This is a genomic window from Nocardioides sp. WS12 (assembly GCF_014108865.1).
GTDB lineage: Bacteria > Actinomycetota > Actinomycetes > Propionibacteriales > Nocardioidaceae > Nocardioides.
Genome location: NZ_CP053928.1, coordinates 3,500,649 through 3,517,613, shown reverse-complemented (window position 1 = coordinate 3,517,613; position 16,965 = coordinate 3,500,649). Strand labels below are relative to the sequence as shown.

Genomic DNA, 16,965 nt, shown 5'->3' with positions numbered 1-16,965 from the left:
GTCCTACGGGACGTCGCGACGACGGAACCAGAGCAGCGACCCGAGGCTCGCGCCGACGACCGCCGTACCGAGGAAGCCAACGCCCTGCCCGAAGGTCAGTGTGCGCTCCTCGGTGCAATAGACGCCCCCTCCGAAGTCATCACCCATCTCCTCGAGTTGCTTCGGGGAGCAGGTCGTCTCGGCGTAGTACTGCACACCGTCGGCGACGACTGCGCCCACGTTGTGGGCGGGGTTCCACCGGTCGCCGATGCCGAAGACGCCGAGCAGGATGCCGCCGGCCAGCGCGATGCCGAAGAGGATGCCGAGGGTGGCCACGGTGCTGCGGAACAGCATGGTCAGCGCGAAGCCGAGCAAGGCCGCGACGCCGGCGACACCCGCCGCGCGCCAGCCCATCTGCAGGCAGTCGAGGAGTACGCCGTCGCCGAGCCGGTCACGGGACCGGGCCACCGCGCCGATGGCCAGCCAGTACGACGACATGACGACCGTGGCGAGCAGGGTCGCCGTACCGGTGACCACGAGTGCCTTGGCGAACCAGACGCGCAGGCGGCGTGGCTCGAACAGCAACTGGTTGCTCACCGAGCCGCTGGCCCAGTCGTGGCCGGTGAAGGTGGTGCCGAGCAGCATCATCGCCATCGACAGGAGCAGCGTGATCGCGATGCCGGAGCCGTTGTCGCGCTCGCTCCTGATGTCGAGCTGCGGGGAGTAGAGGTACCAGTCGAGCCGGGGTTCCTGGTCCGCAAGGCAGGCCTTCTCGGCCTCCTCGGCGGTGAGGTCATCCGGGTAGCCGCCCCAGCCCTGCGGGTCCGCGATGCACTGCCGGATGTTCTCCTCGAACGACGGGTCGTTGCGGGCTTGCTCCATCTGCTCCTCGGCCTGCGCCAGGTCGCTCGCCGAGGGCGGCCGGGTGTCGAGGACGGTGGCAACACCGATGATGACCGGGACGATCAAGCAGGCGGCGATCAGGACGAGCGCAGCGCGGCGGTGCAGCAGCCGACGCAGCTCGACGCGGGCGAGGCGGAGGAAGGCGCTCATGCCTCGGCCCCCAGTCGCTCGGCGTCCGTCAAGGCGAGGAAGAACGTCTCCAGGTCGGGCCGCAGCGGGGTCAGCTCCGTCAACCAGACGCCGGCCTCGCCGAGCACCTGGGTGATCCGGGCGGCGTCCTCGGTCTCGACGCGGATGGTGTCGTCGTCAGTGGCAGCTTCCAGCCCCGCCGCGCCGAGCACCTCGAGCGCTCGCGCCTGTTCGGGTACGACGACCCGGAACGCCGTACTGCTGCCGAGGAGGTCCTCGACCCGGCCGGAGGCGAGCAGCTTGCCGTTGCCGATGATCGTGGCCGACGTACAGACCTGCTGGACCTCGGCAAGGATGTGCGAACTCAGCAGCACGGTCACGCCGGCTTCACCGAGGCTGCGGATGGTCTCGCGGATCTCGCGGATGCCGGCGGGGTCCAGGCCGTTGGTGGGCTCGTCGAGGATCAGCAACTGCGGGTCCTTGAGCAGGGTCGCGGCGATCGCGAGGCGCTGCTTCATGCCGAGGGAGTAGCCCTTGTAACGGTCCTTCTCGCGACCGTCGAGCTGCACGGTCGCGATCGCCTCATCGACGCGGGAGCGCGGTGCGCCGATCGCGTCGGCGAGCAGGCGCAGGTTGAACTGGCCGGTGAAGTTGGGGGAGAACTTCGGGGATTCGACCACCGCGCCGACGCGGCCGATCACCTGCGGCAGCTTCTCGGGCACCGGCTCGCCGAAGAGCCGCATCGTGCCGCGCGTCGGGCGCGCAAGACCGAGCAGCATCCGGATGGTCGTGGTCTTGCCGGACCCGTTCGGGCCGAGGAACCCGTGGACGCCACCACCGGCGGGAACCGCCAGGTCGAGGTTCTGTACGGCGACCCGCAGGCCGCCCTTGCGCGTGCGGAACTCCTTGCGCAGTCCGCTGGTCTCGATGACGAGATCACTCACGTTGGCCCCTTGGGATCCGTTGGCCCGAGCGGCCAATAGATACCGAGTATAGGGTCAGCGTGCGGGGTAACTCAGGAGCGCCACGCCGCCGGTCGCGCGGGCCTTTGCCGGGTCCGGGCGCGCCTCGTAGTCGGGTGTCGCGTCGTAGGAACCCCACGCCAGCAGGTCGCTCAGGTGCCGTTGAACAGCATCGAGGACCTCGGTGGCAGGGACGTCCCGCCCGAGCTCGCGGCTGAGCGAGGTGACGCCGGCATCGTTGATCCCGCACGGGACGAAGCGGTCGTACCAACCGAGGTCGACGTCGCAGTTCAACGAGAATCCGTGCATCGTGACGCCGCGCCGGACCCGAATGCCCAGGGCGGCGATCTTGCGCTCCGGGCCGCGGTCGTCGGCCCGGAGCCAGACGCCGCTGCGACCGGGGACGCGTGCGGTGGTCACTCCGAACTCGGTGCAGACGGCGATCAACGCCTCTTCGACCCGACGGACGTAATCGACCACCTTGACGTGGTTGGGCAACCGGACGATCGGGTAGCCGACGAGCTGACCGGGGCCGTGGAAGGTGATCTCGCCGCCGCGGTCGACGTCGATGACGGGCGCGCCGCCGGGGTCGGCGGGCCGGTCCTGGGGCTGTGTGCGCCTGCCAGCCGTGAAGACCGGCGGGTGCTCGAGCAGCAACACCGTGTCGGGTGTGGTGCCTGCGACCACCTGCTCGTGGATCTCCCGTTGGAGTTCCCAGGCGGCCATGTACTCGAGCGCGTCGGCGCCGAGGCCGACCTCACGGAACTCCACGCTGCTCAGGTTACTCCGTTGCCTGTGGATGACCGGGTGCACGTCCGCCCGATCTGACGTAGGAACGGGGCATGCGGATCTCGGGATCGCGATGGCTCCTCGCGGGCACGGCTGTGCTGGTGCTGGTCGGTGCGCTCGTGGCGGGAGCGGCCTTGCGCGGTGACGATCCGGCGCCGTCCCCTGCTGGTGTGCCCGCCGCGGTGATTGCTCCCGAGGCTCGCACCGTGAGCGTGGCCGGGGCGGTCAGTTCGCTGGCGGTGCTCCGCGAGTGGGACCGGTCCCGGGCGGCGGCGTGGGCCTCGGGTGATCCGGCCGCGTTGGGTCGGCTGTACGTCCACGGCTCGCGTGCAGGTGTTGCCGATGTTGCCATGCTCCGGGCCTGGCGTGAGCGCGGGCTGCGGATCGAGGGCATGTCGATGCAGGTGCTCGAGGTCGAGTTGCGGGCACGGACCGAACGGCGGCTGGTGCTGGTCGTGACGGACCGGTTGGTCGGGGCGGAGGCGGTCGGGACGGGCGAGCGGCGGATGTTGCCGCAGGACCAGGCGACCACCCGTGAGTTGGAGTTCCGTGCGGTCGGCGGGCAGTGGTTGCTGGCCTCGGTTCAGGAGAGCCCGGTGGCGAGTACGGCGGCGACGTCCGGGTCCGCGAACTGATACCCCAGGTCGAGCAGTGCCTGCGGACGCAGGTTGAGCGAGCCGAGCACCTCGTCGGACATCGCCCCGGCGGCCAGTTTCAGCACGGGCGACGGGACCGCGAAGAATGCCGGCCGGTGCACGAGGTCGGCCAGGGTCCGCGTGAAGTCCGCGTTGGTCGGCGTCGTGGGAGCGCAGACGTTCACCGGGCCGGCAGCGGTCGGGTGTTCGACGAGGAACGCCACCGCGCCCACCCAGTCCCGCCGCGAGATCAGCGGCATGTGCTGCTGCCCGTTGCCGAGGCGGCCGCCGAGCCCCGCCTTGAACTGCAGGCGCTGTTGCTGCAGCGGCGGATTGGTGCGGTCCTGCACCGGCGCTGTCCGGAGCAGTACGACGCGAGCGCCGGCGCCGATCGCAGGCTGGGCCGCCGCTTCCCACTCGCGGCAGACCCGGGTGAGCAGGGCGTGGCCACGGGTGTCGGAGGACTCGGTCAGCAACGCGGAGCCGTGGTCGCCGTACCAGCTGACGCCGGAGGCGTTGACCAGCGCGGGCGGCTTCGCGAGGGCCGCGATGGTGGTGGCGAGGGTGCCGGTCGTCGCGACCCGACTGGTGCGCACCGCCTCGGCCCAACGCTTCGAGTGGGGGTTGCCGATCAACGGTGCGCCGGCGAGGTTCACGACGACGTCGGCCGCGCCGATGACGGAAGCGTCGACCACGCCGCCCTGCGGATCCCACGTCGACTCACGTGGTCCTTGTGCGTCGCGGCGGACCAGTCGGGTCACCTCGTGGCCGCGGGACTCGAGTTCCGTGCACAGGTGGCTCCCGAGAAAGCCGGATGAGCCGGCAACGACGACGGACAGTCCTGTGGGCGTGGTCATGGTCAAACCCTCCCACCGCACTGGTGAGCGTGGCACCCTGTGGCGGCACCCACCCCGAGGAGATCCATGCCCGTCGCACGTCCCCGTCGTTCCCTGGTGATCGGAGTCGTCGCCGTTCTGGCCCTGGCGGCGTGCAGCGACGCCGACGAGCCGAAGGCCGAGCCGAGCGCGACGGCCACCAGCGCCGTCGCTGCGCCGGTCGTTCCGGCCGTGGTCACCCTGGTGGACGCGGGCGTCGCACCGCGGCGAGTGGTCGCCCTCGACGTCGAGAAAGGGCACTCGGAGACGAGCACCCTCGCACTGACCTCGACCACCGATGACGACTTCCTGTCGTCGGAGCCAACCACCGTGCCGATGGCCATCCCGTTCACGACGACGATCGTCGACGTCTCCGACGAGGAGGTGGTCACCGACGTCGTCTACGGCAAGGCCACGATCTCCGGAGGCGGACTCGACGAGGCCTCCCTGACCCAGGCGCGCCAGGCGCTGGCGAACCTCGAGGGGGTGACCATGCGCGTCGTCCATGACCGGACGGGGCGGGTCGTGTCCCGCGAGACCGACCCCGGCGACAAGGCCGCCGACCTGGTGGCCCGGATCCTCGAGGACGTGATCGGACTGGGCTTCGTGCTCGCCGTGCCCTTGCCCGCCGAAGAGGTCGGCGTCGGCGCCCAATGGAAGGTCGCGTCCGAGATCGGCACCAGCGGCAGGCGCGCGAAGGTCGTGTCGACGTACGAACTCACCGAACTCACCGACGGTGGATACGCGATCGAGGTCGCGTCCACCCAGACGGCCGAGCCGGGGGACACCCCGGCCGGGAAGATCATCGACGGCATCAGTACGGCGACGGGTGTCGTCCGTGGGAAGAGCGGCCTCCTCGGGCCGATCCGTGCGACCTCGTCGAGCAAGGGATCGACGACCGTCGAGGTCGGTGGTCAGCGGGTCACGACCACCTTCGACGTCGCCCTCGACGCGACCACTCGGTAGGCGACGACGAAGCCCCCGGTCCGCTGTCGCGGACCGGGGGCTCGTGTTGTCAGAGGGACCTCAGACTTCGAACTGGCCCGACTCGAGGCGCTTCTTCAGGTCACGCAGGAAGCGACCGGCGTCGGCACCGTCGACCACGCGGTGGTCGTAGGTCAGCGCGAGGTAGACCATGTGGCGCACCGCGATGGTCTCGCCGAGGTCGTCGTCGTCGATGACGACCGCACGCTTCACCACGGCACCGGGGCCGAGGATGGCGACCTGCGGCTGGTTGATGATCGGCGTGTCCCACAGGGCGCCGAAACTGCCCAGGTTCGTGATCGTGAACGTGCCGCCGGACAGTTCGTCCGGACCGATCTTGTTCGTGCGGGTCCGCTCGGCAACATCAGAGATCTTCTTGGCCAGGCCCGAGATCGACAGGTCGCCGGCGTCCTTGATGACCGGCGTCAGCAGGCCACGCTCGGTGTCGACGGCGAACGCGACGTTCTCGCGGTCGTAGTAGGTGATCTCGCCCGCGGGCAGGTCGATCGTGGCGTTGAGCGACGGGTGCTGCTTGAGGGTGTCGATCGCTGCCTTGGTGAAGAACGGCAGGTACGACAGCTTCACGCCCTCGCGGGCCAGGAAGTCGGCCTTTTCGCTCTCGCGCAGGCGGGCGATGTTGGTGACGTCGACCTCGACGACCTGGGTGAGCTGGGCCGACACGTGGAGCGAGTCGACCATGCGCTCGGCGATGATCTTGCGCAGGCGGCTGACCTTGACGGTCTGGCCGCGCAGCGGCGACGGGCTGGCCGACGCGGCGGCGGGAGCAGCGGCCGCCGGAGCAGCAGCGGCGGGTGCCGGAGCGGCAGCCTTGAGCGACGCTGCGGCGTCCAGGACGTCCTGCTTGCGGATCCGTCCACCCACGCCCGAGCCGCTGACCCGGGCGAGGTCGACACCGTGCTGGGCGGCGAGCTTGCGGACCAGGGGAGTGACGTAGCCGGGGCCGTCCTCGGAGGCGGCGGGTGCCGGGGCGGGTGCAGCCGGCGCGGGAGCCGGGGTGGCCGGGGCCGGAGCGGCAGGAGCCGGTGCGGCAGGAGCCGGTGCGGCAGGAGCCGGTGCGGCAGGAGCCGGTGCGGCAGGAGCGGGAGCAGCCTCGACCGGGGCCGGAGCAGCAGGAGCCGGAGCAGCAGGAGCGGCGGGCGCGGCCGGAGCAGCGGCCGGCGTACCGGAACCGATGATGGCCAGCTCGGCGCCGACCTCGACCGTCTCGTCCTCAGCGGCCTTGATCTCGAGCAGCGTGCCCGCGACCGGAGACGGGATCTCGGTGTCGACCTTGTCGGTGGAGACCTCGAGCAGCGGCTCGTCGACAGCGACGGCGTCGCCGACCTGCTTGAGCCAGCGGGTGACGGTGCCTTCGGTGACGGACTCACCGAGCGCGGGGAGCGTGACCGCCGTACCGGTGGCGGCACCGCCGGCGGCGGGAGCTTCAGCGGCCGGTGCTTCCGCAGCGGGTGCCTCGGCGGGAGCCGGGGCGGCGGGCGCCTCTTCGACCGGAGCAGGGGCGGCGGGCTCCTCGGCAGCCGGAGCAGCCGGAGCCTCCTCGGCGGGCGCAGCCGGCGCCGCGGCGGAACCCTCGCCGGCTTCACCGATCACTGCGAGAACGGCGCCGACCTCGACGGTTTCGTCCTCGGCGGCCTTGATCTCGAGCAGCGTGCCCGCGACCGGAGACGGGATCTCGGTGTCGACCTTGTCGGTGGACACTTCGAGCAAAGGCTCGTCGATCGCGATCTGGTCACCGACCTGCTTGAGCCAGCGGGTAACGGTGCCTTCGGTGACGGATTCGCCGAGTGCGGGGAGAGTGACTTCGGTCGCCATGGACCTCATCCTTGCACCACGTACGAAGCATCTGGCAACAGGCCACCCATCGATCGGGCAAACTGTTCCCATGGCTTGGTTCGACCGATTCCGCAGGGGATCGAAGGTACGCATGAGTAACCCGACGGCGGAGGCGCGCACGGGTTCCACTCGCGTCCGCGCATCGGACCGCACCGATGAGCAGCACCTGCAGACCTGGGTGGGTGAGCGCCGTGGTGTCGAGGGTTTCGTCGAGCCGCGCACCGCCGTCAGCGACGTCACGCTGCTTCTCGTCGCGCACGACGGCGAGTGGACCCGCCGACGGGTGCCGTCGGTCAAGTGGGCGCACGACTTCTGCAACCGCCACCAGATCCCGTCGTACGACGCCGCCGTGGTCGGTGTGCCGCAGCGGATGCGCGACTACAACTCGCGGGTCAGGCAGCAGCAGAAGCAGCAGCGGCCGCCGACGCCCTGAGCAGTTCGACGAGGGTCGCGACGCCGTAGCCGGTCGCGCCCGAGGTCCAGTGGCCGTTCGGGCCACCGCGGTTGTACGTCGGACCGGCGATGTCGAGATGCCCCCACGGCAATCCGCCGTTGAACTCGCGCAGGAACGCAGCGGCGAAGAGTCCGCCACCCCAGCGGATGCCGTCGTACTGCGACAGGTCGGCGATCTTGCTGCTGCGGATCCGCTCGTTCATGAAGTCCGGGATCGGCATCGGCCAGGCGTCCTCGCCGACGGCCTCGGCCGCGGCGAGCACCTGGGCGACGACGGCGTCGTCGCCCATCACCCCGGCGATCTTGTCGCCGAGCGCCATCACCATGTGGCCGGTCAGGGTCGCGATGTCGATGACCAGGTCCGGCTTGGCTTCGACCGCCCGGCCCATCGCATCGGCCAGCACCAGTCGGCCTTCGGCGTCGGTGTTGCCGATCTCCACGGTCGTGCCGTCGTACATCGTCTGCACGTCGCCGGGGCGCATCGCGGCGGCGCCGATCATGTTCTCGGCCAGCGCAGTGAAGCCCGAGATCTGCACGGGTAGGTCGAGGCGGGCGGCGGCGATCATCGCCTGCACGACGGCGGCGGCGCCGGCCATGTCTTCCTTCATCGTGCCCATGCTCGCGGAGGGCTTGATCCACAGGCCGCCGGAATCGAACGTGATGCCCTTGCCCACCAGTGCGATGTGCAGCACCGCGCCCTTGGGCCGATAGGTCAGTTCGACCAGCCGCGGCGGAGCGGCCGAACCGGCACCCACGCCGAGGATGCCGCCGCAACCGAGCTCGGCCAGCCGGACCTCGTCCAGGACGTCGACCTTGATCTTGGTGCCCCCGCTGAGGACCTGCTTGTTGCCGGCCTTCACCGCTGCCGTGATGGCGTCGGCGAACATCGGCGGCGTGAGGTCGGCCGGGGGAGTGTTCACCCAGTCGCGGGTGGCGACGACGGCGTCGACCACGATCTGGGCCGGTTCGACCGCGGCGATCACCTCGGACTTCCGGGCGGCCGGGGTCAGTACGACGATCTCGGCCGGCGTGGTCGGCGTACCGGGCCTGGACTTGTAGGTGGTGAAGGCGTAGCCGCCGAGGCGGTAGCCCTCGATGACGGCGCGTACGAGTTCAGGGGTGTCGGCCGGCAGGGCCAGCGCTACCGACGCCGCGTTGGTCACGGCGCGCGCGGCGTTGCCGGCTGCGCGTCGTACCTCGGCCGGACCGGGATTGCTCCCGAGACCGACCAGCACCAGCAGGGGCGACGAGATGACGCCACCGGTCGGGACCTTGGTGACCTCGCCCGGCTTGCCCTTGGCGCCGACGGTGGCGAGCAGGCCCGAGAGCTTGCGGCCGTACGCCGCCGCGACGTCCTCCGCACCCGGCGCCAGGACACCGTCCGGCAGCACTCCGACGACGACAGCCTCCGCGCGGGTCTTGGCGGGACTGGCAGTTCGCAGTGCAAAGGACGTCACCGGCTCAGGCTACCGATGCGCAGATGCAATAGATTCCGGACATGGCCGATCCGACCCCACTGCAGTCCCTCCTCCACGATCGTCACGTTGCGCTCGGTGCGAAGTTCTCCGAGTTCGGCGGCTGGTCGATGCCGCTGGAGTACCCGACCGGTGTCGTCAAGGAGCACGCAGCCGTGCGTGAGGGCGTCGGCATCTTCGACGTCAGTCACCTCGGCAAGCTCGTCGTACGCGGCCCGGGTGCCGTCGAGTTCCTGAACTCGACACTGACCAACGACCTGCACAGGATCGGCCCCGGCAAGGCGCAGTACAGCCTCGTCGTGGACGACGCGACCGGCGGCATCATCGATGACGTCTTCACCTACTACCGCGACGACGAGCACGTCCTGGTCGTCCCGAACGCCTCCAACAACGAAGAGGTACGACGCCGGCTGACCGAGGCCGCGCCCGAGGGCATCAAGATCGTCGACCACCACCAGGACTACGTCGTGCTGGCGATCCAGGGCACGAAGTCGGACGACGTCGTGGCGGCCGTCGGACTGCCGGTGGGCCACGACTACCTCACCTTCGTCGAGGCACCGTTCGAGGCCGACGACACCGACCCGGACCCCGACGCGCTCGTCATCGTCTGCCGCACCGGCTACACCGGGGAGCGCGGCTATGAACTCATCGCCTCCTCGAAGGTGGCCGTCGCACTGTGGGACCGGTTGATGGCTGCGGGCGAGGCGTTGGGCCTCACCCCGTGCGGCCTCGGCGCCCGCGACACGCTGCGCACCGAGATGGGCTACCCGCTCCACGGCCAGGACATCTCGTCGTCGATCACCCCCAACGAGGCGCGCCTCGGCTGGGCAGTCGGCTGGAAGAAGCCGGCGTTCTGGGGTCGCGACATGTTGCTCGCCGAGCGCGAGGCCGGCCCGCGCCGCAAGCTCGTCGGCATCGTCTCCACCGGCCGCGCCATCCCGCGTCCGCACATGAGCGTCCGGTTGCTGCGCGACGTGCCTCTCGGTGAGGTCACTTCCGGCACCTTCTCGCCGACCCTGAAGAAGGGCATCGGCCTGGCGCTGGTCGCCAGCGCGGTCAACGACGAAGCCGAGGTGATGGTCGACGTACGCGGCCGCAACGAGGTCTTCCAGATCACCAAGCCGCCCTTCGTGACGCCCTCGGTGCGTGAGTCATGACGCTTCCCGAACAGCCCCCGACGTTCCGTCCGCCCGCCGCGCCCGACCAGCCGTGGTACTGGCGACTCGAGGACGCGTCCGGTGCCGAGGTCACCCTCGCGGGCGAGGCCGCCGAGGAGTACGGCGACAAGACCTTCCCCAGCCAGGGCGACGCCGAGTCGTGGGTCGGTGAGATCTGGGCCGAGCTCGCTGAGCACGGCGTCGCGCAGGTGACCTTGTTCGACGTCGACCGCGAGGTATACGGCCCGATGTCCCTCAGTGCCTGATCATGGGCCTGCCGGCATGACTGAGGGACGACACTTCCGCCAGGTCGACGTCTTCAGCGCCGAGCCGCTGCTCGGCAACCCGGTGGCGGTGGTGCACGACGCCGAGGGCCTGAGCGACGAGCAGATGCAGGCATTCGCGCGCTGGACGAACCTCAGCGAAACGACCTTCCTGCTCGCGCCCACCGACCCTGCCGCCGACTACCGGGTGCGCATCTTCACCGCCACCAGCGAACTGCCGTTCGCCGGACACCCGACCCTCGGCACCGCCCACGCCTGGCTCGAAGCCGGGGGAGTCCCGGCGGGCGAGGGCGTGGTGCAGGAATGCGGCGTCGGGCTCGTGCAGTTGCGGCGCACCGATGGACGCCTGGCCTTCAAGGCGCCAGGCCTGATCCGCTCCGGTCCGGTCGAGCCGGCCCTGGCCGCGGACATCGCAGCGGCGCTCGGGGTCGGGCGTGACGAGATCCTCGACATCGCCTGGGCCGACAACGGACCCGGCTGGGTCGGGGTCCAGCTCGCGTCTGCTGACGTGGTGCTCGGGTTGAAGCCGGACTTCGCCGCGATGCCGGTCGACGTCGGCGTCATCGGGCCGTACCCGGAGGGCTCCGAATGCGCGGTCGAGGTGCGCGCGTTCTGCCCTCACGCGGCCGGCACGACGGAGGACCCGGTGACGGGTTCGCTCAACGCGTCGCTCGCCCAGTGGCTCGCGGGCGGGGTGCTCCCGGCGTCGTACACAGCCAGTCAGGGGACGGTGCTGGGGCGGCGCGGACGGGTCCACATCGAGACCGACGAGGCTGGTTCGATCTGGGTCGGCGGCGACACCCTGACCACGATCCTCGGGACTGCCGCACTCTGAGCGGTTTGCCCGACTAACCTGCACTTGTGCGCGCCTACCTCGACCTCGTCCAGCGGATCCTCGACGAAGGTGTGGAGAAGGGTGACCGCACCGGCACCGGCACGCTGAGCGTCTTCGGGCACCAGATGCGGTTCAACCTGGCCGAGGGCTTCCCGATGGTCACCACGAAGAAGATCCACACGCGGTCCGTGTTCGGTGAGCTGTTGTGGTTCCTCCGCGGCGACACCAACGTCAAGTGGCTGCAGGACCGCGGCATCTCGATCTGGGACGAGTGGGCCGACGACAATGGCGACCTAGGGCCGGTCTACGGCTACCAATGGCGGTCATGGCCGACTCCGGACGGCGGCCACGTCGACCAGATCAAGCAGATCGTCGAGCAGATCCGCCGCGACCCCAACAGCCGCCGGCACATCGTGTCGGCCTGGAATGTCGCCGACATTCCGCAGATGGCGCTCGCGCCCTGCCACACGCTCTTCCAGTTCTACGTCGCTCCGGCCGTCGACGGCGGTCCGGCGCGGCTCAGCTGTCAGCTCTACCAGCGCTCGGCCGACGTGTTCCTCGGCGTGCCGTTCAACATCGCGTCGTACGCCCTGCTCACCCACATGGTCGCCCACGTGACCGGGCTGCGGGTGGGGGACTTCGTGCACACCCTCGGCGACGCGCACCTCTACTCCAACCACCTCGACCAGGCCCGGCTCCAGCTGTCGCGGGACACACGGGAGCTGCCGACGTTGTGGCTGGACCCCGCGGTGACCGAGCTCGATGCATTCGACCTCGAACACATCCGCATCGACGGCTACGACCCGCACCCCGGGATCAAGGCGCCGATCGCAGTATGAGCACTCCCGGAGGCAAGCGCGTCACCATGGTGGCGGCCGTGGCCGAGAACGGCGTCATCGGTTCGGACGCCAACATCCCGTGGCACATCCCGGCGGACTTCGCGCACTTCAAGGCGACCACCACCGGCCACGTCCTGATCATCGGACGCACCACGCACGAGGGCATCGGCAAACCGCTGCCCGGCCGCCAGACGATCGTGCTCACCCGCGACCCGCACTGGTCGGCCGAGGGTGTCCGGGTCGCCCACGACGTCCCCAGCGCGCTGGAGCTCGCCGACCAGCTGCTCGCCGACAGCCCGCGCGGCCAGGTGATGATCGGCGGCGGCGCCGCGGTCTACACCGCGGCCCTGCCGTACGCCGACGAGCAGATCCTCTCGGAGATCCCGCTGTCGCCCGAGGGGGACACCCACTACCCGAAGTTCAGCCGCAACCGCTGGCGGGAAGGTCGTCGCGACCAGCGCGAGGGCTTCACCGTCGTGTGGTGGGAGCGGGTCTTCGCCTGCGGCTGAGTGATAGCACTGGTGCTAGCATCGGTGTCATGCCGGCGCTTCACATCCGTGACGTACCACCTGAGACCGTCGCTGCGCTCAAGGAGCGCGCCGCCCGTCACGGGCGATCGATGCAGCAGGAGTTGCGCGAAGTGCTGGACCGCGCAGCCGCGGAGCCCGTCGTACGACGTCGGCGTGGACCCCTGCGCCTGACGACCGTCACGACCGGGGTCAGCGAGCCGTGGTCGCGTGACGAGATCTATGACGACGACGGACGATGAAGCCCGTGTCGAGCGCGTCCTGCTCGACACCAACGTGTTCCTGTCGGCGACTGACACGTCCCGCAGGTCGCACGCCGCCGCGCTGAGCCTCCTGGAGAACGACGGGCGCGCCCTCGTCGTCATCCCCCAGATCATCCGCGAGTACCTCGTGGTGGCGACGCGGCCTCTCGATGTCAACGGGTACGGCTTGCCGGGACCGGTGGCGGCAACGAACCTCGACGAGTTGCTCGTGGGCATCGATGTGTTGCCGGAGACCACGGAGGGTTCAACCTTGCTTCGCGCCCTGGTCGTCACGGGTCGGGCGACGGGAAAGCAGGTGCACGACGCGAATCTCGTGGCGATGGGCCTGGTGCACCAGGTCGATGTGATCGTCACTGACAACGCCCGTCACTTCGAGCGGTTTGCGTCGACGATCCGGATCGAGTCGCTGGCCGATTGACGGGCGTCGAATGACCGGGCGACTGGCAGGGTTGGCGCATGACTGTCGAACTCCGTGTCTTCACCGAACCTCAGCAGGGTGCAACGTACGACGACTTGCTGGCCGTGGCCCTCGAGGCCGAGCGGCTCGGCTTCGGTGCGTTCTTCCGCAGCGACCACTACCTCCACATGAGCGGCGACGGGCTGCCCGGCTCCACCGACGCCTGGACGACACTGGCTGGCCTGGCGCGGGAGACCAGCACCATCCGGCTCGGGACGCTGATGACCAGCGCGACCTTCCGGCACCCGGGGGTACTCGCCGTACAGGTGGCGCAGGTTGACCAGATGAGTGGCGGCCGGGTGGAGCTCGGCATCGGCGCCGGCTGGTTCACGCAGGAGCACACCGCTTACGGCATCCCGTTCCCGGACACCGGCGAGCGGTTCGAGCGCTACGCCGAACAACTCGAGCTGATCACCGGTATGTGGGCGACGCCGGTCGGGGACCGGTATGCGTTCACCGGCAAGCACTACGAACTCAGCGACAGCCCGGCGCTGCCGAAGCCGACCCAGACGTCCGGGCACCGCGGCGGTCCGCCGGTCCTGATCGGCGGCAAGGGCGCGAAGAAGACGCCGGCCCTCGCCGCGGCGTATGCCGACGAGTTCAACCTGCCGTTCGTCGACGAGGAGTTCACGGCCCTCCAGTTCGGTCGCGTCCGGCAGGCCGCGGAGGCCATCGACCGTGACCCCGCGAGCATCATCTGGTCGAACGCGCTGGTGCTGTGTGTCGGCAAGGATGACGCGGAGACCGCCCGCCGGGCGGCGTACATCGGTCGCGACGTCGACGAACTGCGCGCCAACGGACTGGCCGGGACGCCCGCCGAGGTCGTGGAGAAGATCCAGCGGTTCGCGGCCCTCGGCGCCCAGCGGATCTACCTCCAGGTCCTCGACCTGGGCGATCTCGATCACCTGCGCCTCGTGGCGGCCGAGGTCATGCCTCACGTGTGAGGGACGGCGACGCGGCCCTGGCGCCGCGTGGCGATAGGCTCTGACCATGACTTCCGCACCTTTCGGGACGGTGTTGACCGCGATGGTCACGCCGTTCCACGCTGACGGCTCCGTCGACCTGGACGCGGTGCAGAAGGTCGCCAAGCACCTCGTCGACAACGGCAACGACGGCATCGTCGTCTCGGGCACCACCGGCGAGTCGCCGACCACCACCGGCGCCGAGGACGGCGAGACCCTCGCAGCCGTCAAGGACGCGGTGGGCGACCGGGCGAAGATCGTCGCCGGCGTCGGCACCAACGACACCCGCCACTCCGTCGAACTGGCCCGCCAGGCCGAGAAGGTCGGCGCGGACGGCCTGCTGCTCGTGACGCCGTACTACAACAAGCCGAGCCAGCCCGGCGTGCTCAACCACTTCCGCCAGGTCGTCGAGGCCACCGGCGTGCCCGTCATGTTGTACGACGTCCCCGGCCGCACCGGCACCAAGATCTCCCTCGAGACGTATGTTGCTGCCCGCCAGTGGGAGACCGTCACGACCGTCAAGGAAGCCACCGGCGACCTGGCCCGCACCGCACAACTGGTCGACCTCGGTTACGCCGTCTACTCCGGTGACGACGTCAACACGCTCGGCTACCTCGCCTACGGCGCCACCGGCCTCGTCTCCGTCGTCGGCCACGTCGCGGGCGTCCAGCTCAAGACGATGATCGAGGCGTTCCTCGCGGGCGACCACGCCGAAGCGTTGCGGATCCACACCGGTCTCATTCCGGCATACGAAGCGATCATGGGCGCAGCCAACTACGGCGCCACCACGGCCAAGGCCGCGCTCGAGCTCAAGGGCGTGCTCGACAACCGGATCGTGCGACCGCCACTGCTGGCTCTCGACGACGACGAAGTCGCGGACCTCCGGGCCGGACTCGTCGCGGCGGGCCTCCTCTGATGTCGCACGCGCACCCCGAACTGTCGGCACCGCCGGAACTCCCCAAGGGCGGGTTGCGCGTCACCCCGCTCGGCGGCCTCGGCGAGATCGGTCGCAACATGACCGTCTTCGAGTACGACGGCCGCCTGTTGATCGTCGACTGCGGCGTGCTGTTCCCCGACGAGCACCACCCGGGCGTCGACCTGATCCTGCCCGACTTCACCTCGATCCGGGACCGGCTGGATGCCGTCGAGGCACTGGTGCTGACCCACGGCCACGAGGACCACATCGGCGCGGCGCCGTACCTCCTGCGCGAGCGTCAGGACATCCCGCTCGTCGGCTCCGAGCTCACCCTGGCCCTGCTGAACTCCAAGCTCCGCGAGCACCGGCTGCGCCAGACGCCGTTCTACACGGTCAAGGAGGGCGACAAGATCTCCTTCGGTCCCTTCGACCTGGAGTTCGTCGCCGTCAACCACTCGATCCCGGACGCGCTTGCCGTGGCGATCCGTACGGGCGCGGGTCTGGTGCTGCACACCGGTGACTTCAAGATGGACCAGTTGCCGCTGGACGGCCGGATCACCGACCTCCGTGCATTCGCGCGGCTGGGCGAGGAGGGTGTGGACCTGTTCCTCACCGACTCCACCAACGCCGAGGTCCCCGGCTTCACCACCCCCGAGAAGCGGATCACTCCGGTCCTCAACCAGGCGTTCCAGGAGTCGAAGCAGCGGATCATCGTCGCCTGCTTCGCCTCCCACGTGCACCGCGTCCAGCAGATTCTCGACGCCGCCGTCCTGCACGACCGCAAGGTCGCCTACGTCGGGCGTTCGATGGTCCGCAACATGGCCATCGCCCGCGACCTTGGCTATCTCCACGTCCCGCCGGGCGTGATGGTCGACGCCAAGCAGCTTGCCGACCTCGCGCCCGAGAAGCAGGTGCTGATCTCGACCGGCTCGCAGGGCGAACCGCTCAGTGCTCTCGCCCGGATCGCGCAGCGCAACCACCACTTCGTCCACCTCGAGGAGGGCGACACCGTCATCCTCGCCTCGAGCATGATCCCCGGCAACGAGAACGCGATCTACCGCGTGATCAACGGCCTGACCCGCCTCGGCGCCCGTGTTGTCCACAAGGGCAACGCGCTGGTCCACGTGAGCGGTCACGCCAGCGCCGGCGAGCTCCTGTACTGCTACAACATCGTCAAGCCGCGCAACGTCCTGCCCGTCCACGGCGAGTCCCGGCACATGCTCGCCAACGGCGAGCTCGCGAAGCAGACCGGCGTCGAGAACGTCGTGTACGCCGAGGACGGCGTCGTCGTCGACCTCGTCGACGGTGTCGCGTCGGTCGTCGGCAAGGTCGAGTGCGGCTACGTCTTCGTCGACGGCCAGTCCGTCGGCGACGTCACCGAGTCCGAGCTCAAGGACCGCCGGATCCTCGGCGAAGAAGGCTTCGTCTCGGTCATCGTGGTCGTCGACTCGGTCAGCGGGAAGGTGTCCGCCGGCCCCGAGATCCACGCCCGCGGCCACGCCTGGGAGGACTCGGACTTCGAGAGCATCAAGCAACCGATCCTCGACGCGGTCAACCGCGCGCTGAGCGAGGGCAGCACCGACACCTACCAGTTGCAGCAGATCATCCGCCGCACCATCGGGCGCTGGGTCAGCGGTACGCACAAGCGCCGCCCCATGATCATCCCCGTCGTCGTCGAGGCGTAGAC

The 16,965-nt window shown here is 69.8% G+C and carries 19 protein-coding genes; 13 read left to right on the top strand and 6 right to left on the bottom strand.

Features of this window, described 5'->3' with window-relative positions:
* Positions 1 to 3: 3 nt before the first annotated feature.
* From HRC28_RS17140 to lipB, 3 genes are read right to left on the bottom strand one after another with little or no spacing between them, the layout of a single operon-like run.
* Positions 4 to 1,032 carry a hypothetical protein gene (locus tag HRC28_RS17140; protein ID WP_182376660.1) on the bottom strand — a complete coding sequence of 343 codons (1,029 nt, stop codon included), beginning with the start codon at positions 1,030 to 1,032 and terminating at the stop codon, positions 4 to 6.
* A complete protein-coding gene (locus HRC28_RS17135) occupies positions 1,029 to 1,955 on the bottom strand; it encodes an ATP-binding cassette domain-containing protein (protein ID WP_182376659.1) in 927 nt (308 codons plus the stop codon). The genes HRC28_RS17140 and HRC28_RS17135 overlap by 4 nt, the downstream gene beginning before the upstream one ends.
* 54 nt (positions 1,956 to 2,009) lie before the next feature.
* Entirely contained in the window at positions 2,010 to 2,753 is a 744-nt protein-coding gene (gene lipB, locus HRC28_RS17130) for a lipoyl(octanoyl) transferase LipB (protein WP_182380714.1), read from the bottom strand.
* A 62-nt stretch (positions 2,754 to 2,815) separates the two neighbouring features.
* Between lipB and HRC28_RS17125 the strand changes: the two genes are divergently transcribed.
* Entirely contained in the window at positions 2,816 to 3,397 is a 582-nt protein-coding gene (locus HRC28_RS17125; RefSeq protein ID WP_182376658.1) for a hypothetical protein, read from the top strand.
* Here the strand turns inward: HRC28_RS17125 and HRC28_RS17120 are convergent.
* On the bottom strand, positions 3,346 to 4,254 hold the full coding sequence (locus HRC28_RS17120; protein ID WP_182376657.1) for a TIGR01777 family oxidoreductase: 909 nt from the start codon (positions 4,252 to 4,254) through the stop codon (positions 3,346 to 3,348). The genes HRC28_RS17125 and HRC28_RS17120 overlap by 52 nt on opposite strands.
* A gap of 66 nt (positions 4,255 to 4,320) precedes the next feature.
* Between HRC28_RS17120 and HRC28_RS17115 the strand changes: the two genes are divergently transcribed.
* Positions 4,321 to 5,238 carry a hypothetical protein gene (locus HRC28_RS17115; protein ID WP_182376656.1) on the top strand — a complete coding sequence of 306 codons (918 nt, stop codon included), beginning with the start codon at positions 4,321 to 4,323 and terminating at the stop codon, positions 5,236 to 5,238.
* Between the two features lie 60 nt (positions 5,239 to 5,298).
* Here the strand turns inward: HRC28_RS17115 and sucB are convergent, their stop codons facing one another.
* Positions 5,299 to 7,089, bottom strand: a complete 1,791-nt coding sequence (gene sucB / locus HRC28_RS17110) for a 2-oxoglutarate dehydrogenase, E2 component, dihydrolipoamide succinyltransferase (protein ID WP_182376655.1) — start codon at positions 7,087 to 7,089, stop codon at positions 5,299 to 5,301.
* A gap of 112 nt (positions 7,090 to 7,201) precedes the next feature.
* Between sucB and HRC28_RS17105 the strand changes: the two genes are divergently transcribed.
* Positions 7,202 to 7,543, top strand: a complete 342-nt coding sequence (locus HRC28_RS17105; RefSeq protein ID WP_182376654.1) for a hypothetical protein — start codon at positions 7,202 to 7,204, stop codon at positions 7,541 to 7,543.
* Here HRC28_RS17105 and HRC28_RS17100 read toward each other — a convergent pair.
* Complete coding sequence (locus tag HRC28_RS17100; protein ID WP_182376653.1) at positions 7,503 to 9,020, bottom strand: leucyl aminopeptidase; 1,518 nt, start codon at positions 9,018 to 9,020, stop codon at positions 7,503 to 7,505. The two genes, HRC28_RS17105 and HRC28_RS17100, sit on opposite strands and share 41 nt — an antisense overlap.
* A 41-nt stretch (positions 9,021 to 9,061) precedes the next feature.
* Between HRC28_RS17100 and gcvT the strand changes: the two genes are divergently transcribed.
* The 10 genes from gcvT to HRC28_RS17050 are packed head-to-tail and all read left to right on the top strand — an operon-like array spanning position 9,062 to position 16,963.
* Complete coding sequence (gene gcvT, locus HRC28_RS17095; RefSeq protein WP_182376652.1) at positions 9,062 to 10,195, top strand: glycine cleavage system aminomethyltransferase GcvT; 1,134 nt, start codon at positions 9,062 to 9,064, stop codon at positions 10,193 to 10,195.
* Positions 10,192 to 10,461, top strand: coding sequence for a hypothetical protein (locus tag HRC28_RS17090; RefSeq protein WP_182376651.1), 270 nt, complete (start codon positions 10,192 to 10,194; stop codon positions 10,459 to 10,461). Before gcvT ends, HRC28_RS17090 begins: the two co-directional genes overlap by 4 nt.
* A gap of 16 nt (positions 10,462 to 10,477) precedes the next feature.
* Positions 10,478 to 11,314: a PhzF family phenazine biosynthesis protein gene (locus HRC28_RS17085; protein ID WP_182376650.1), complete on the top strand. Its 837-nt coding sequence runs from the start codon at positions 10,478 to 10,480 to the stop codon at positions 11,312 to 11,314.
* A gap of 26 nt (positions 11,315 to 11,340) precedes the next feature.
* Positions 11,341 to 12,153, top strand: a complete 813-nt coding sequence (locus tag HRC28_RS17080; protein ID WP_182376649.1) for a thymidylate synthase — start codon at positions 11,341 to 11,343, stop codon at positions 12,151 to 12,153.
* Positions 12,150 to 12,662: a dihydrofolate reductase gene (locus HRC28_RS17075; RefSeq protein WP_182376648.1), complete on the top strand. Its 513-nt coding sequence runs from the start codon at positions 12,150 to 12,152 to the stop codon at positions 12,660 to 12,662. Before HRC28_RS17080 ends, HRC28_RS17075 begins: the two co-directional genes overlap by 4 nt.
* A 29-nt stretch (positions 12,663 to 12,691) precedes the next feature.
* The gene (locus HRC28_RS17070; RefSeq protein WP_182376647.1) at positions 12,692 to 12,922 is read left to right on the top strand and encodes a hypothetical protein; all 231 of its coding nucleotides are present in this window, start codon (positions 12,692 to 12,694) and stop codon (positions 12,920 to 12,922) included.
* Positions 12,903 to 13,361: a PIN domain-containing protein gene (locus HRC28_RS17065; RefSeq protein ID WP_182376646.1), complete on the top strand. Its 459-nt coding sequence runs from the start codon at positions 12,903 to 12,905 to the stop codon at positions 13,359 to 13,361. Before HRC28_RS17070 ends, HRC28_RS17065 begins: the two co-directional genes overlap by 20 nt.
* Before the next feature lie 38 nt (positions 13,362 to 13,399).
* Positions 13,400 to 14,344, top strand: coding sequence for an LLM class F420-dependent oxidoreductase (locus HRC28_RS17060; RefSeq protein ID WP_182376645.1), 945 nt, complete (start codon positions 13,400 to 13,402; stop codon positions 14,342 to 14,344).
* Positions 14,345 to 14,390: 46 nt separating this feature from the next.
* Positions 14,391 to 15,278: a 4-hydroxy-tetrahydrodipicolinate synthase gene (dapA, locus tag HRC28_RS17055; RefSeq protein WP_182376644.1), complete on the top strand. Its 888-nt coding sequence runs from the start codon at positions 14,391 to 14,393 to the stop codon at positions 15,276 to 15,278.
* On the top strand, positions 15,278 to 16,963 hold the full coding sequence (locus tag HRC28_RS17050; protein WP_182376643.1) for a ribonuclease J: 1,686 nt from the start codon (positions 15,278 to 15,280) through the stop codon (positions 16,961 to 16,963). Before dapA ends, HRC28_RS17050 begins: the two co-directional genes overlap by 1 nt.
* The last annotated feature ends 2 nt before the right edge of the window (positions 16,964 to 16,965 follow it).